The organism is Faecalibacter sp., from assembly GCF_057177045.1.
Genome location: NZ_CM169987.1, coordinates 1,589,786 through 1,605,215 on the forward strand (window position 1 = coordinate 1,589,786; position 15,430 = coordinate 1,605,215).

Annotated in this window: 19 protein-coding genes; 8 read left to right on the top strand and 11 right to left on the bottom strand. The window is 33.6% G+C overall.

The window, feature by feature from the left end:
* Positions 1 to 5: 5 nt before the first annotated feature.
* Together pdhA and AC1QSP_RS07330 are read right to left on the bottom strand one after the other, a co-directional pair.
* Complete coding sequence (gene pdhA, locus AC1QSP_RS07325) at positions 6 to 1,007, bottom strand: pyruvate dehydrogenase (acetyl-transferring) E1 component subunit alpha (RefSeq protein ID WP_322971939.1); 1,002 nt, start codon at positions 1,005 to 1,007, stop codon at positions 6 to 8.
* Positions 1,008 to 1,063: 56 nt separating this feature from the next.
* On the bottom strand, positions 1,064 to 1,537 hold the full coding sequence (locus AC1QSP_RS07330; RefSeq protein WP_484078166.1) for a cytidine deaminase: 474 nt from the start codon (positions 1,535 to 1,537) through the stop codon (positions 1,064 to 1,066).
* Positions 1,538 to 1,647: 110 nt separating this feature from the next.
* Between AC1QSP_RS07330 and AC1QSP_RS07335 the strand changes: the two genes are divergently transcribed.
* Positions 1,648 to 3,165 carry a YifB family Mg chelatase-like AAA ATPase gene (locus tag AC1QSP_RS07335; protein WP_322971937.1) on the top strand — a complete coding sequence of 506 codons (1,518 nt, stop codon included), beginning with the start codon at positions 1,648 to 1,650 and terminating at the stop codon, positions 3,163 to 3,165.
* Positions 3,166 to 3,195: 30 nt separating this feature from the next.
* Here the strand turns inward: AC1QSP_RS07335 and AC1QSP_RS07340 are convergent, their stop codons facing one another.
* Positions 3,196 to 4,179: a PhoH family protein gene (locus AC1QSP_RS07340; RefSeq protein ID WP_322971936.1), complete on the bottom strand. Its 984-nt coding sequence runs from the start codon at positions 4,177 to 4,179 to the stop codon at positions 3,196 to 3,198.
* A 66-nt stretch (positions 4,180 to 4,245) separates the two neighbouring features.
* Here AC1QSP_RS07340 and AC1QSP_RS07345 point away from each other — a divergent pair, with 66 nt between their 5' ends.
* From AC1QSP_RS07345 to AC1QSP_RS07370, 6 genes are all read left to right on the top strand, one after another.
* Positions 4,246 to 5,100, top strand: coding sequence for an SAM hydrolase/SAM-dependent halogenase family protein (locus AC1QSP_RS07345; protein ID WP_322971935.1), 855 nt, complete (start codon positions 4,246 to 4,248; stop codon positions 5,098 to 5,100).
* A gap of 16 nt (positions 5,101 to 5,116) precedes the next feature.
* A complete protein-coding gene (locus AC1QSP_RS07350; protein WP_484078167.1) occupies positions 5,117 to 5,662 on the top strand; it encodes a CopD family protein in 546 nt (181 codons plus the stop codon).
* 1 nt (position 5,663) lies between these two features.
* On the top strand, positions 5,664 to 6,392 hold the full coding sequence (locus AC1QSP_RS07355) for an ABC transporter permease (RefSeq protein ID WP_322971933.1): 729 nt from the start codon (positions 5,664 to 5,666) through the stop codon (positions 6,390 to 6,392).
* A 4-nt stretch (positions 6,393 to 6,396) separates the two neighbouring features.
* Entirely contained in the window at positions 6,397 to 8,067 is a 1,671-nt protein-coding gene (gldG, locus tag AC1QSP_RS07360; RefSeq protein ID WP_484078168.1) for a gliding motility-associated ABC transporter substrate-binding protein GldG, read from the top strand.
* Between the two features lie 78 nt (positions 8,068 to 8,145).
* Positions 8,146 to 8,610: a hypothetical protein gene (locus AC1QSP_RS07365; RefSeq protein ID WP_484078169.1), complete on the top strand. Its 465-nt coding sequence runs from the start codon at positions 8,146 to 8,148 to the stop codon at positions 8,608 to 8,610.
* Positions 8,611 to 8,615: 5 nt separating this feature from the next.
* The gene (locus AC1QSP_RS07370; RefSeq protein WP_484078170.1) at positions 8,616 to 9,101 is read left to right on the top strand and encodes a DUF420 domain-containing protein; all 486 of its coding nucleotides are present in this window, start codon (positions 8,616 to 8,618) and stop codon (positions 9,099 to 9,101) included.
* Positions 9,102 to 9,161: 60 nt separating this feature from the next.
* On the opposite strand, the gene AC1QSP_RS07375 is transcribed toward AC1QSP_RS07370, so the two are convergent.
* A complete protein-coding gene (locus AC1QSP_RS07375; protein WP_322971930.1) occupies positions 9,162 to 9,512 on the bottom strand; it encodes a 4Fe-4S dicluster domain-containing protein in 351 nt (116 codons plus the stop codon).
* Positions 9,513 to 9,574: 62 nt separating this feature from the next.
* Here AC1QSP_RS07375 and AC1QSP_RS07380 point away from each other — a divergent pair, with 62 nt between their 5' ends.
* Positions 9,575 to 10,639: an acyl-CoA reductase gene (locus AC1QSP_RS07380; protein ID WP_484078171.1), complete on the top strand. Its 1,065-nt coding sequence runs from the start codon at positions 9,575 to 9,577 to the stop codon at positions 10,637 to 10,639.
* Between the two features lie 48 nt (positions 10,640 to 10,687).
* Here the strand turns inward: AC1QSP_RS07380 and AC1QSP_RS07385 are convergent, their stop codons facing one another.
* The 7 genes from AC1QSP_RS07385 to lnt all read right to left on the bottom strand — a co-directional run bounded on the left by AC1QSP_RS07385 (position 10,688) and on the right by lnt (position 15,389).
* Positions 10,688 to 11,122 carry a hypothetical protein gene (locus AC1QSP_RS07385; protein WP_484078172.1) on the bottom strand — a complete coding sequence of 145 codons (435 nt, stop codon included), beginning with the start codon at positions 11,120 to 11,122 and terminating at the stop codon, positions 10,688 to 10,690.
* Positions 11,123 to 11,127: 5 nt separating this feature from the next.
* On the bottom strand, positions 11,128 to 11,712 hold the full coding sequence (locus AC1QSP_RS07390) for a hypothetical protein (RefSeq protein WP_484078173.1): 585 nt from the start codon (positions 11,710 to 11,712) through the stop codon (positions 11,128 to 11,130).
* Between the two features lie 262 nt (positions 11,713 to 11,974).
* Positions 11,975 to 12,937, bottom strand: a complete 963-nt coding sequence (gene ftsY / locus AC1QSP_RS07395; RefSeq protein ID WP_484078174.1) for a signal recognition particle-docking protein FtsY — start codon at positions 12,935 to 12,937, stop codon at positions 11,975 to 11,977.
* Between the two features lie 120 nt (positions 12,938 to 13,057).
* On the bottom strand, positions 13,058 to 13,207 hold the full coding sequence (locus AC1QSP_RS07400) for a DUF4295 domain-containing protein (protein WP_019974156.1): 150 nt from the start codon (positions 13,205 to 13,207) through the stop codon (positions 13,058 to 13,060).
* A gap of 14 nt (positions 13,208 to 13,221) precedes the next feature.
* Positions 13,222 to 13,404 (bottom strand): 50S ribosomal protein L33, encoded by a 183-nt coding sequence (gene rpmG, locus AC1QSP_RS07405; RefSeq protein ID WP_084018523.1) that lies wholly within the window; start codon positions 13,402 to 13,404, stop codon positions 13,222 to 13,224.
* An 11-nt stretch (positions 13,405 to 13,415) separates the two neighbouring features.
* On the bottom strand, positions 13,416 to 13,652 hold the full coding sequence (rpmB, locus tag AC1QSP_RS07410; protein WP_484078175.1) for a 50S ribosomal protein L28: 237 nt from the start codon (positions 13,650 to 13,652) through the stop codon (positions 13,416 to 13,418).
* A 75-nt stretch (positions 13,653 to 13,727) separates the two neighbouring features.
* Positions 13,728 to 15,389 carry an apolipoprotein N-acyltransferase gene (lnt, locus tag AC1QSP_RS07415; RefSeq protein ID WP_484078176.1) on the bottom strand — a complete coding sequence of 554 codons (1,662 nt, stop codon included), beginning with the start codon at positions 15,387 to 15,389 and terminating at the stop codon, positions 13,728 to 13,730.
* Positions 15,390 to 15,430 lie beyond the last annotated feature (41 nt).

Consider the following 15,430-nt stretch of genomic DNA (forward strand, 5'->3'; position numbering starts at 1 on the left):
TTTAATTAGTTATTTTCAACTTTATCTAAAAATGGATAATCTTCTTGAGAATAGATGTAGTCATACATCACATTCGCGTCTGGATATGGTGAATTTTCTGCAAATTCCACACACTCTTCTACAGCGCTTTTCACCTCATCCATAATTACATCTAACTGCTCGCGAGTTGCCCAGTTATTTGATAAAATTTCATTTTCAACATGTAAAATTGGATCTTCTTGTTTGAATGATTCAACTTCTTCTTTCGTACGGTATGGTTCTGCATCCGACATCGAATGACCACGGTAACGATACGTACGAATATCTAAGAATGTTGGTCCATCACCACGACGCGCACGTTCAATCGCTTCGTAAGCCGCTTCCGCTACTTTTACAGGATCCATTCCATCCACAGGCATTGAAGGCATATCATATCCTAAACCTAATTTCCAAATGTCTTCGTGATTCGCTGTACGTTTTACAGAAGTTCCCATAGCGTATTGGTTGTTTTCACAAACAAATACCACGGGTAATTTCCAGTTCATTGCCATGTTAAAAGTTTCGTGTAATGTTCCTTGACGCGTAGCCCCATCTCCCATTAAACAGATTGTTACATGTTTTTTGTCGTTGTATTTATCCCCAAATGCAATACCTGCCCCTAAGTTAATTTGTCCACCGACAATTCCGTGTCCACCGAAGAAGTGGTGTTCTTTACTAAATACGTGCATCGAACCTCCTAAACCTTGAGAAGTACCTGTCGCTTTCCCACATAACTCAGCCATGATGCGTTTAGGATCTACTCCCATTGCCATTGGCCATACGTGACAGCGGTAAGCTGTAATTACACGATCTTCTGGTTGCATTGCATGTAAAAACCCAGCTGGTAAAGCTTCTTGACCATTATATAAATGTAAGAAACCTCTAATCTTTTGTTTTAAATACAATGAACGGCACTTGTCTTCGAAGCGACGCCAAAAGTTCATATCTCGATACCATTGTAGGTATTGTTCTTGCGTTAATTTTTCCATAATTGCACAATTCGTTCGAACAAAAATAAACTAAACTTTATAAGTGTGCAAAATTGCTAGTCTAAAAAATCTTCCGTAAAATGGAGCGGTAGCAAATCTTTAGCAGCATCTACTTTAATTACTTGCCCTTCGTTTCCGGATAAAAACAACGCTATATTATCGTTTTGCTTCTTTTCAATTTCAAGAATGTATTGACGGCACATCCCGCAAGGAGGTAAAGGAACGTTAATATTAATGGTAGAAACCGCTAGTTTTTTTACTTTAATATTAGGGAAATTGGCATTGACATATGCTAATAGACCACGTTCTGCACATGTTCCTACAGGGTAGGATGCATTTTCTTGATTGCTACTGACAAAGATTTGTCCATCTTCCAATTCTACAGCAGCTCCAACATGGAATTTTGAATAAGGGGCGTAAGCCGATTTTGAGATATGATTGGCTTTCGATACTAAGACTTTATTTTCCTCAGATAAATCGTGGATTGAGTCAAATACTTCGTATTCGAAACTTATTTTTTCTTTCTTCATATAGATTTTGAATAGACTTCTTCGCTATTCTGTTTATAATTAAACATTTAAATCCTTTTTGAGCTTTTATTAACTAGAAAAAGGAAGTAAATTTATAAAAAATAGTTGTTATGTTGAAGAAAATTTATGGAAGTGCAATTTTTGGAGTTTCAGCTCAGACCATCACGGTCGAAGTAAATATTGATCAAGGCGTTGGATATCATCTGGTCGGACTACCCGATTCAGCGATTAAAGAAAGTAATTTTCGCATCCAATCCGCGCTCAAGAATCAAGGATTCAAAATTCCTGGAAAAAAAATTACCATCAACATGGCGCCTGCCGATTTACAAAAAGAAGGTTCTGCTTATGACTTAACCATTGCGATTGGAATTTTATCCGCCTCTGAACAGATTCATAATGATCAATTGGAAGAATATGTCATGATGGGTGAACTTTCTTTAGATGGATCATTGCGACCAATCAAAGGAGCATTACCTATTACAATCGAAGCCAAAAATCAAGGATTTAAAAGAATCATTCTACCAAAACAAAATGCGGATGAAGCAGCCGTAGTACAAGGTATCGAAGTTTATGGAGTTACTAATATCTTGCAAGTGATTCAATTTTTAAATCACGACATCGAATTAGAACCTCATCATTTTGATTTGACGCATCATCATTTAAATGAACTTAATCAATACAAATATTGTTTTTCGGATGTAAAAGGACAAGAAAATGTGAAACGCGCCATGGAGATTGCTGCTGCTGGTGGACATAATATTATATTAATAGGTCCACCGGGAAGTGGGAAAACAATGTTAGCGAAAAGAATTTCGACCATTTTACCACCGATGACCATTGATGAAGCACTTGAAACCACAAAGATTCATAGCGTCGCAGGTAAATTAGGCTCGAAGTCTCTTGTTTTGCAACGCCCATTTATATCACCCCATCATACCATATCAGATGTTGCTTTGGTGGGAGGTGGTTCATATCCACAACCTGGAGAAATTTCGTTATCGCATAATGGCGTATTATTTTTAGATGAATTACCTGAATTTAAACGTTCCGTTTTAGAGGTCATGCGTCAACCTTTGGAAGATCGAGAAGTAACCATATCAAGAGCGAAGTTTACGGTTACTTATCCTTCAAGTTTTATGCTTGTTGCTTCTATGAATCCAAGTCCAAGTGGATTCTTCCCAGATGACCCACAAAATACATCCACATTAGCCGAAATGCAACGTTACATGAATAAAATTTCTGGTCCTTTATTGGACCGCATTGATTTACATATCGAAGTTACTCCAGTACCTTTTGATGATTTATCTCAAAGTCGAAATGGAGAAAAAAGTGATGTCATTCGCGCAAGGGTTATTCAAGCAAGAGCTAAACAAACCCAACGTTTCGAAAATCAAACCATTCATTATAATTCTCAAATGGGACCTAAGGAATTGGATCGTTATTGTGTATTGGATGAAGGGAGTAAAAAATTAATTAAAACTGCAATGGACCGATTAAATCTTTCGGCACGAGCATACGATCGAATATTGAGAGTGGCACGTACAATTGCTGACTTAGATGAATCAGAGCCAATTTTATCGAAACATATTGGGGAGGCCATCCAATACCGAAGTTTGGACCGAAACTAAAAAAGCAAGGCTTAACCCCTTGCTTTCTTTTTATTTTTTGACATCATTGATGTCGATTTCTTCTCTTTCTTTATCTTCGGAAACTTTGTAAGCTTTTAAAATATCCCTCACCAATTGGTGACGAACCACATCACGATCATCCAAAAAGATAAATCCAATATCTTTTACATCTTTTAAAATATGCAATGCTTCTCGTAGACCTGATTTTTGACGTGGTGGTAAATCAACCTGATTCGGATCTCCTGTAATAATAAACTTCGAGTTTTTCCCCATACGCGTTAAGAACATTTTCATTTGAGCATATGTTGTATTTTGGGCTTCGTCTAAGATCACAAAAGCATCATCCAACGTTCGTCCACGCATAAAAGCTAAAGGCGCTACTTCAATTACTCCACGCTCCAAATGACCATCTAATTTTTCGAAATGAATCATATCTTTTAATGCATCATATAGAGGTTGTAAATATGGGTCCAATTTGTCTTTCATATCCCCTGGTAAAAATCCTAAACTTTCACCTGCTTCTACAGCTGGACGAGTCAAGATAATTCGACGAACTTCCTTATTTTTTAATGCTTGAACAGCTAAAGCTACACTCATATAGGTTTTTCCAGTTCCAGCAGGACCAATCGCAAATGTCATATCTTTCGCATACACTTTTTCGACGAGCTTCTTATGTCCCGGAGTTTGAGGCTTTATTAACTTCCCATTTACTCCATGAACAATAATTTCATCTTCTTTTTTCATTTGAAGCATTTCCAATTGATCTTCCATCATAATAATCTCAAGATCTCTATTGTTCAAACGATTATATTTTTGAATATGCTGAATAATTTTTGCTATTTTTTGTTCGAAAATCTGCAATTGATCTTCGTTTCCAAACACCGTCAAAACCTTCCCTCTCCCAATAATTTTTAGTTTAGGATAGTATTCTTTAATACGCTTTAAATGCTCATTATTAGGACCATAGAAGTCTTGTGCATTTATTTCATTTAGTTCTATATTAATTTCAGTCAAATGTGCTATTGTTTTGGTTCACTAACACAAAAATAAACAATATATTTGCTAAGTATTAAAAGAATAATGGCAATTATTACGTTAACTACCGATTTTGGAACCAAAGACTATTTTGTTTCGAGTATTAAGGGTGCAATTCTTAAAGAATTGTCGGACGTTACTATTGTAGATATTTCGCATCAGGTCAGTCCTTACGACTTATCAGAAGCGGCGTATATTATTCGTAATTCATACAATGAGTTTCCGAAAGGAACGATACACATTATTGGTGTCAACTCATTGACAACACCAGACCAAAAACCTATTTGTGCTCATATCAATGGACACTATTTTATTTGTGGAGATAATGGAATATTATCTTTGATTTGCCAAACGGAGATTCATGAGGAAGTTTATGAAATAACGGTACATCCGGAAGGAATCGATAGTTTGTTCCCTGTAAAGAATTGTTTTGTTCCTGTAGCGTGCCATTTAGCACGTGGTGGATTACCATCTTTACTTGGGTTTAAACGAAACGAATTTAAACAACTGAATGAATTAAAACCAATTTATCGTGATGATAAATTCTTAGTAGGGAATGTGATTTACATCGATCATTTTGGAAATGTGATTACGAATATTACACGTCGATATTTTAATGAAGTATCGAATGATAGAGCATTCAAAATCATTTTAAGACAAAAAGACTTTTCGATTACAGACATTGATATCATCTACAATCATTACAATGACGTTGTTCAGGATTTCTCGAAAGAATTCCAAGCAATGGGTAGAACATTATGTCTGTTCAATTCAGCGGATTTCCTAGAAGTCACGTTGTATAAAAGTAATCCTGAACTTACGGGTGGAGCAAATCAATTAATGGGATTAAAAAAAGGAGATACAATTACAATTGAATTCGATAACCAATCGAATTTCTAACGATAGATAGAATTATATGGGTTATAATTATCTTATATATAAAGCGATACACGTGATTTTCGTGGTAAGTTATTTTGCAGGATTATTTTATATCGTCCGATTAATGATTTATCATAATGACACCCAATCGATGGATGAACCAAAAAAGTCCATTTTAGCTGAACAGTATAAATTTATGAAATCACGTCTTTGGAATGTGATTACTGTGCCTGCATTTTCCATTATGGTAATTATGGGGGCTAACATGCTTTTTAAAAATCCAGGATTATTAAATGCAGGTTGGATGCAATTTAAACTCGGAGTTATCGTTTTATTGTCTGCCTACCACTTTTGGTGCTGGAAAACCATCCAAGAACAGAAAAAAGATATTCATAAATATACATCCGTTCGTCTTCGCATGATGAATGAAGTAGCAACGATTATTTTATTTGCTGTTGTGTTTGCAGTTATCCAAAAAGGAGGTTTTGTACAACATTGGCCATGGGCGGTAATCAGCTTCTTTTTAGTTGGATTTATCATTATGGCAATTGTAAAGATTATTAACCGTAACAATAAAAACTAACATGTGGACCATCTTCAAAAAAGAATTTAATCAGTTCTTTTTAGGATTTACAGCGTATTTGGCTGCATTTGCATTCATTTTCATTTCTACATTATTTCTTTGGTTCTTCGATAACCAGTTTAACGTATTCAATACCGGAAACGCTTCATTAAGTAGTTTCTTCTTTATCGCACCTTGGATCTTTATGTTTATGATACCCGCGCTAACCATGAAGATGATTGCTGAAGAGCAAAACAATGGTACTTTATTATGGTTATTTACACTACCTATAAAAATTAACCAAATTGTATGGGGAAAATTCTTTGCTGTTCTAAGCATTGTTATTTTCTGTTTATTGGGAACGTTCTTATTTACTTTGACATTAGAAAACTTTATCATTTCTGATCAATCGTTGGATTATGGAACGATTTATAATGGTTATTTGGGATTGTTTCTATTGGGAAGTTTATTTTCAGCAATTGGAATTTTGACTTCTAGCCTTTCTAAAAATCAGGTGATGGCCTATGTTTTTGCTGTATTCATCTGTTTTATTAGCTATTATGGATTTGAAGGATTAGCATCTTATAACTTATTAGGATCTGCTGATTACTATGTACAAAAAATAGGAAGTTATTCTCACTACCAACAATTTTTAAAAGGAATATTAGACACGAGAGATTTAGCCTATTTTGTCGTGATTATTGCTTTATTACTTCAAGCAACTATTATTAACCTACACCTTAAAAAATAATTGAATGAAAGCAATTGAAAAAAAATCATTCGTTGTTTTTGGGCTTTTAATCGCTGTTTTGATTATCAGCCAATTTGCTTATAAACGTTTTGACCTAACACAAGATAAACGCTATACTTTAACAGAAACTTCAAATCTGTTATTAGAAAATATCGATAAAGAATTACAAATTGATATTCTTTTAGGTGGCGAATTAACAGGTAATTATCGTATTCTTAAAAATGAAATTCAGTTTTTACTAGAGGAATTAAAAGAGAAAAATCCAAAAGTAAAATACCGTTTCGTTGATCCATTGGAAATGAATACTTCAGAAATGGAAGAAGCAGGGATAGTTGCAATACCTATAAAAACAGATAAAGGTGTACTTAATGTTTATCCCTACGCTCGTCTTTCTTATGGTGATAAAGTAATGTGGATGGAAACGTTAGTCAATGACCCGTCTACTCCTTTCGAAGAATTAGCCGTGGCTTCGACTGAAAAGTTAGAATATCTATTTGCTGAAAAGATTCAGAAAATTACCAATACCAATCGTAAGAAAATTGGATTTATTGTTCATCATGATGAATTACCACAGCAAAATATCGATGGATTAGGTCGTGCGCTATCAGAAAAATACGATGTTGAGATATACTTAAATCCAATTGCCAATAAAAAATTTAGTTTTGACTATGAAGATATTGATAGTCTGAAACGATTTGATGGATTGATTGTTGCAAAACCTACTTTACCATTTTCAGAAAAAGATAAAATGGTATTAGATCAATACATCATGAATGGAGGAAAAATGCTTTTTGCTGTTGAAACTGTTGATGCTGAAATGGATTCAATTTTTCGATCAGGTAAAATTGTTGCTTTCCCACGTGATCTAAAAATTAATGAATTCTTATTCAATTATGGGGTTCGATTACACAATACCATTATCAAAGACTTAAATGGAGGGAAAATCGTTTTAGCAGATGGTGAAACGGCTGGAAATGTAAGTTACAATTACTACACTTGGCCATACTTTGAGTTAGGTTTAGCAGGTGATCCTAATCCTATTACCGCGAGTATTGATCCAGTTATTTTTAATTTTGCGAATCCTATTGAACTTTTAGAAAATCCAAACATTAAACAAACTGTCTTATTAAGTTCGTCTCCACAAACCTCAATGAAACCTGCATTAAATTATATTTCGTTGGGTGAAGTTGATGTAGAGAATGTGGATGAATTTGTGATGGGAAAAATTCCAATGGCTGTGTTATTGGAAGGGAACTTTAAATCGGCTTATGCCTCTCGATTCGAACGACAAGAGATTCCAAATTTCAAGGCACAATCAACCAATGGTAAAATGATTGTTATCTCGGATGGTGATGTTTTAAAAAATCACCTGTGGCGAGGAATGCCGATGCGTTTGGGAGAAGATAAATATTCTGTACGACCTGATAATCCAAATTCTCGTCCTACAACCTATGCGAATCAAACATTTGTATTAAATGCCATGGATTATTTATTGGGTGATGAAGATTTCTTAGCCTTACGTAATCGTAAATTGGAAATTCCTTTATTAAATGAAACTAAAGTATTATCTGATAAACAATATTGGCAACAGCTGAACTTAATTGTTCCAATTGGAATCATCGCCATTTTGGGCGGATTAGGTTACTTTATTCGAAGAAAAAAATTCAGTAAATAATTTTTTTTTAAGTCCGATTGATATCGGACTTTTTTATTGGTCGTAAATCCCTTATTTTAGAAGTACAAAACACAAAATATGAAAAAGTACATCTTAATACTATCCGTATTGGCATTATTCACAAGTTGTGAACAACCTAAAAATGAAGCTAAAATTCATGAAAATGCGGAAGGAGAGATTACCGTCGGTAAAAACTTCGTCGTGAATCGTCCCATGGCTATTTTAGTGGTTCCAACAAACGAACAATTGGAAGAAGCCAAAAAAGAGTTCGGTGAGGATTATCAAATATTTCATGGCGATGGAGCACATTTCATCAATGAAGCTAATCTTATTCTGGAAGAAAATAAAATTGAAACCATTGATCGACTAGCCAATGAGATCATTACGTTTACGACAAGTGAGGGGCAATTACACGATGTCAATTTAGTTGAAAAGCCTTTTTCTGTGTTATTATTTAATGGAAAGGAAGCTCCAAAAGATTTAGAAATGGAAGAATTCACCAATGAATTTATCCAAGCCTATATGAATAAGTCAAAAGAATAAATATTATGCAATTCAATTTACCTCCTAGTATATTGGGTGGAAGATGTGATATTTTAATGGATATTGTCGTTATTTCCATGGCCATTATTCTTCCAATGCTTTGGTATTCTGTACAAGAAGTTAAATATAAAAAAGCGTATAAGAAACATCGTAAGATCCAATTGTACATGTTTATCATCTTGTTTTTTGTTGTACTCTTATTTGAATATGACATGAAACAAAATGGTGGAATCTTTGAAATGGTCAAAGGATCCAGTTATGAAGGAACATTTTTTCTTAATTTCATGATTTATTTTCATACGTTCTTATCCATCACGACATCCCTTATTTGGTTGGTATTGATTGTGGTTTCTTTGCTGAAATTTGGAAAAAATCCCCAACCGAACACTTTCAGTAAACGACATAAATTTTGGGGAAGGATTGGAATGTGGGACATGGCACTTACCTGTATCACAGGATTAATTCTTTACATCTTTGGATTTATCTTATAAAATAAAAAATCCCTTTTGACCGAAATCAAAAGGGATTTTTTTTATGTGTTTAAAATAAGATTATTCTGCGTGTAAGAAAGCTTTCTTTGATAATAAACGTTCTTCACTTTCCACATGATTATCATCTGGAATACAACAATCCACTGGACAAACTGCAGCACATTGAGGTTCTTCATGGAAACCTTTACATTCTGTACACTTATCAGGAACGATGTAGTATACTTCATCACTTACAGGATCTTGTACAGCATCGGCATCAAATTCTTTTCCGTCGATATTTACGATAGTTCCTGAAAGAGAAGTTCCCTCAGAATATTTCCAATCCACAGCAGCTTCATAAATTGCGTTGTTTGGACATTCTGGTTCACAAGCTCCACAATTTATACATTCATCAGTTATAATAATAGCCATTGTATCTGTTTTTAAATTCCTACATTTGTAGCTACAAAATTACATTTTATTTTTTAAGTATTATGACAATCAATCAAAGGATTTCAGCATTTAACCAATTAGCACAACTATTTAAATATATTACAAATAAGACGCTTCCTACATCAGAAGCCTTAAAAACTAAATTTGAATCGTTAGACGAAACGATTGGTTATACCATTAGCGATGCTGAAGCATACAACAATTGGTTTACAAAAGAAAATGTATTTTTTGCTTTGGACAATTGGGCAGAAGCATTAACCACATCGAATTTAGCCGAATGGGTAAAAGATTATCCCATGGCTACTACACCTAAAAACGTAGGGATTATTATGGCAGGAAATCTACCATTGGTTGGATTTCATGATTTGTTATCGGTTGTATTGGCTGGACACAATGCCTTAATCAAAACCTCATCGAAAGATGATAAATTAATGGCTTTTGTGATTCAATTTTTACAAGGTATAGATGAAGAATTCCAAACGATTATTCAAACTGTTGAACGTTTAGAAGGATTTGACGCCGTAATTGCTACAGGTAGCAACAATACTGCTCGTTATTTTGAACAATACTTTTCAAAAGTTCCGAACATCATCCGTAAAAATAGAACCTCTGTTGCTGTATTAAATGGAACAGAAACGTTAGAAGATTTTAAAGCTTTAGGTGATGATATTTTCCGCTATTATGGATTAGGTTGTCGAAACATCACAAAGATTTACTTTAAATCAGAAGAACAAATCCCAACGTTTTTTGAAAATATAATGGACTGGGGAAATATTGTGATTAATCACCCGAAATACGCAAACAATTATGATTACAATCGTGCGATTTACTTATTAGGAAAAGATGATTTCTTAGATAACAACTTTGTTTTATTAAAGAAAGATCAAAATTTACATTCACCAATTGCTGTTGTAAATTATGAAATTTATGAAGATTTAGATCAAGTAAAATCTTTCTTAAACGAAAACCAAGATCAAATCCAATGTGTAGTTGGACATGATATGAAAGATAATCCAAACTATGTGGAATTTGGAAAAACGCAAACACCAACCTTAACGGATTATGCCGATAATATTGATACGTTAAAATTCTTAGCTGAAATATAAAATAAAAACCCCTCCCATTGGTGGGGTTTTTATTTTATTCTGAAATATTTAAAATTGATCATGTAAATCCTGCCCTAGATTTAATGTTTTGTTGAAATATTGAAATGGTTTTTCTGAAAAATTCCAAGAAGAAATTTTATGCATAAAATCGATCTTTAAATCTTCTTTATTTAACTGTTTTAAATTTATCCTAAAATTCACTTCAGATTCTTTTAGTACCCATTGATCATTATACGGACGATATTTAAAAGATATATGACCTACTCTTTCAAGGGGTAAAATTTTATTGGTTAAAATCACATTATTTAATTGCAACGCATATTCCACTACAGAAAAAGTTTCTCGATCTATTAAAAAGAACGTTTTGTCATCAATATCATTTTCTAGAATAATCTCATACATTTTCTTCTCTGCATAACTCGATTTCTTTAAATCAGTAAATTTATATTTCTTATCCACGAATTTTTGATAAGTACTTTTCAATGTTTCTAAAATATATAGATGCTTAAAATACTCAGACTGATCAAATGATAAATGTATTGGCGCTTTACCCCTTCTAATTTATTTTTTACAATCCCACTCGTTTTTACTTTCACTTTACCTTTATTATATTTTAATTGTAAATTGAGATGGATTAAATTGTGATATAAAGTATCGATTTTAAAATCCTGTCTTAAATCAACCAAAAAATAGTATTTGTCCACATTGTAATTAGAATCGTAATTTTCAATTACTTTCTGTAAAATGTCTGGTATTGTCAAATTAGTTATCAATGCTTCATTAAGTTTTACTTCACTCATTTTTTCTAATTTCACATTTAAATCAGAGGCTATATTCTTCACACGAAGTTTTGCGTTTTGATAATCTTTTTTTGCGACAAACAATTCATCAGATGGTGATATACCAGATAAATCGATAGTTACTTTACCATCATTATTCGTACTAAAATATTTTGTAGAATGCATAAAATATACATCTGCATTACTTAGTGGTAAATTGGTTTTAAAATCTGTCACTCTAATTTCTATGATTTGAGCATGACCGATTGAAGCTAGCATTAATACGATTAACAATAAGAATTTTATTTATTTAAGTTAATAAAACTTAATAAATTTTAATCGTTTTAATTGAATGACAAGTAAATAAAAATTGAAAATAGTCCTATCGAAGCTTTTTGATTTTTTTTTATGATAATGAAATTAAATCAAAATTTCATTCATTTTTTCTTGACACAAAAACGAATAGAATGTGATGCTTATATAAATAAATCCAAAATCTACTAAACAAAAAAAGCTTCCCAAAGGAAGCTTCATTTATATAAAAGTTTTAAAAAACTTATTTTACTCGTTTAAAGAAAGAATCGACAAACTCCATTTTATTGAAGGCTTGTAAATCATTGATACCTTCTCCTACTCCAATGTATTTCACTGGAATTTTGAATTGGTCTGAAATACCAATTACTACCCCACCTTTTGCAGTACCATCTAATTTAGTTACCGCTAATGAAGACACTTCAGTCGCTTGTGTAAATTGTTTGGCTTGTTCAAAAGCATTCTGACCAGTTGAACCATCTAAAACCAATAAAACTTCGTGAGGCGCATCTGGAATGACCTTTTGCATGACACGTTTGATTTTCGATAACTCGTTCATCAAATTAATTTTATTATGTAAACGCCCTGCAGTATCAATTAATACCACATCAGCATTCTGAGCAACGGCTGATTGAATGGTATCGAAAGCAACTGATGCGGGATCAGACCCCATGGCTTGTTTAACAATTGGTACATCTGCACGCTCTGACCAAATCACCAATTGATCCACAGCTGCTGCACGGAAAGTATCCGCTGCACCTAAAACAACCTTTAATCCTTGTGATTTGAATTGAGAAGCTAACTTACCAATTGTCGTTGTTTTTCCTACTCCATTCACCCCAACGACCATAATTACATAAGGTACGTTCTTTTTAGGAATAGCAAAACCATTGGTATCTTCTACATTATTTTCAGACAATAATCCAGCAATTTCCTCGCGTAAGATTTTATCTAATTCTGATGTCGATACATATTTATCACGTGCTACACGTTCTTCGATGCGACGAATGACTTTGATTGTTGTCTCAACACCCACGTCTGAAGAGATTAACACTTCTTCTAAATCGTCTAATACCTCATCATCAACTTTAGATTTACCAACGACCGCACGAGATATTTTATCAAAGAAAGATGAACTAGATTTTTCTAACCCTTCATCTAACTTTTCTTTGCTTTCTTTACCTAATATTTTTTTGAACCAACTCATTAAAAGTTAATTTATCTTAAAAATTCTGTACGAAGATACAATAAATTGAACGAATAAAAAAAGCTGCTCTATTTGATAGAGCAGCTCTTAATATATTATATTGTAAGTAATGCCAAAAGATTATTTCGCAAAGAAAGAATCTGCTTCGTCAGCGTTTACTACTTTTTCAACAAATACGTAAGCTCCAGTTTTAGGAGATTTTACCATCTTAATAACTTTAGTCATTTTCTTTGACCCAGTTTGTAATGTTGCTACGGTTTTCTTTGCCATCGTCTAAAGTTTTATTATTTAATCTCTTTGTGAACTGTATACTTCTTTAATACTGGGTTGAATTTTTTCAACTCGATACGATCAGGAGTATTTTTTTTGTTTTTTGTAGTGATATAACGAGACATTCCTGGCATACCACTTTCTTTATGCTCTGTACACTCTAAAATAACTTGTACTCTGTTTCCTTTTTTAGCCATCGTGTCTTAAATTATTTGATTAAACCTTCTTTACGTGCACGTCTAACAGCCTCATCAACACCTAATTTGTTGATTGTTTTTAAACCGTGTGCAGAAACTTTTAATGTAATCCACTCACCAGCTTCTGGCATAAAAAATCTTTTTGAGAATAAGTTTACCTCAAATGTGCGCTTTGTTTTGTTATTAGCGTGAGAAACATTGTTTCCAACTAATCTTTTCTTACCTGTAATTTGACAAATTTTTGACATTTCCTTTTCTTGTCTTATTTTAAACGGAGTGCAAAGTAACAAATTATAAATCACTTAAGCAACTCTTTTAGGTTATTATTTCTTAATTTTTTTCGTATTCTTTTGGTATAGCAGTTTCTGAGCGAAAGTATAAGCTAAGATAATTCCCATTACCAATAAAGCTATTCTCGCTAGATAATCACCATACTTCGAATAAAACGTTAACTCACTATTCATCAATACGGTACCATTTAAGGCCCCTTGCTCTCCATATGGAATTGATTTCATGATATCTCCTCGCTGATTCACGAAAGCCGAAACTCCGGAGTTTGCTGATCGAACAATAGCGCGTCTGTTTTCAATGGCTCTTAAATTACCATATAATAGTAATTGACGATGTCCATCGGTGTAGCCCCACCAAGAATCATTGGTCATCGTGAATAAAACATTCGCACCCGCTCTCACATAGTCTGTCACATACTCTCCGAAAATCGATTCGTAACATATTATCGGAGCGACAGAAGCGTCGTTTGTTTTATTATTAAAAACAGAACGAGTAGGTTGAACCCCTAACGTTTTTGTTGTGCCGCCAAAGTTAAGCATAAATTCTCCAATAATTGGCATTAAAATGCTACGATATGGAAAATTTTCTACACCAACGACTAATTTTGACTTATGATAAATCGAAATTGAATCATTTCCGTTCACTTGTAATGCTGAGTTGAAGCTATCATACCAAGTGATTCCATCCGGCATGACAGAAGCCGTTTCAGATGCTAATGATGGGGTTGGATAAAAACGAATCACTGATGCTCCAAAGACGAAATTCAGGTCTTTCTTCATTCCCGTCCATTGGCGGATATCTTGTACAATTAAATCTTTGTACATATTATCAAATACCAAATACGAAGAACCTGGAATAGATGTTTCTGGTGCAACAACAAATTGCGTTTCTGGTTTAATATTTTGAATCGCCAATTGTTTTACCTCATCATAAATTTGTAATCCATCTTTTTCATACTTTTCTGTATAAGGATCCAAATTTGGTTGAAGAACTAATGCATGTAATGGTTCTCCCTTTTCTTCATATGTGGCATACATGATGTATGAAATTCCAATTGGAACTAAAATCATAGGCAATACATACATCCCTAATTTGTTCACATACTTCATCTCTTTTTTGTTGATGTAAGCTGTGATATAGTAAAAGGCTGTAATATTTACCAACCAAATCCACAATGTTCCTCCAAACGTACCTGTAAATTCGTACCATTGGACCCATTCATAAAATCGAGCAAACCCATTTCCTAAATTAAACCATGGCCATGCCAATTCCCAATTCAGATGCATTTTTTCAAATGACATCCAAACCGCAGGTAAAAAGATTAATCCATATAAATTTCCTGCTTTACGCTTCACAAAATGATAAAGCATAAAACATCCACTCATTAATAATGAATTGGCGATCACAGGTCCAATATAGGATACCCACGAATTATGAAAATCACCATTGGCATCTGCTTGTTGTGCATAATGCAACCACCAAATAACGATGGCATTCCAAATTAGGAATGATAGTAACGATAATCCAAAAACTTTACGTGCTTTCTTTTTGTATTGTGCACGTTGAGTAATCTGATGTTCGGCTAACATCAATGGAACGAATCCAAAGAAGAGTAACAACGGAAAACCATACGATGGCCAACCTGCCGATAATAAAAGCCCTGAGGCTATTGCATAAGCAACGTATTTTTTCATGAGACAAATTTAGTGCATCAGACAATAGAAATTGCTGATAT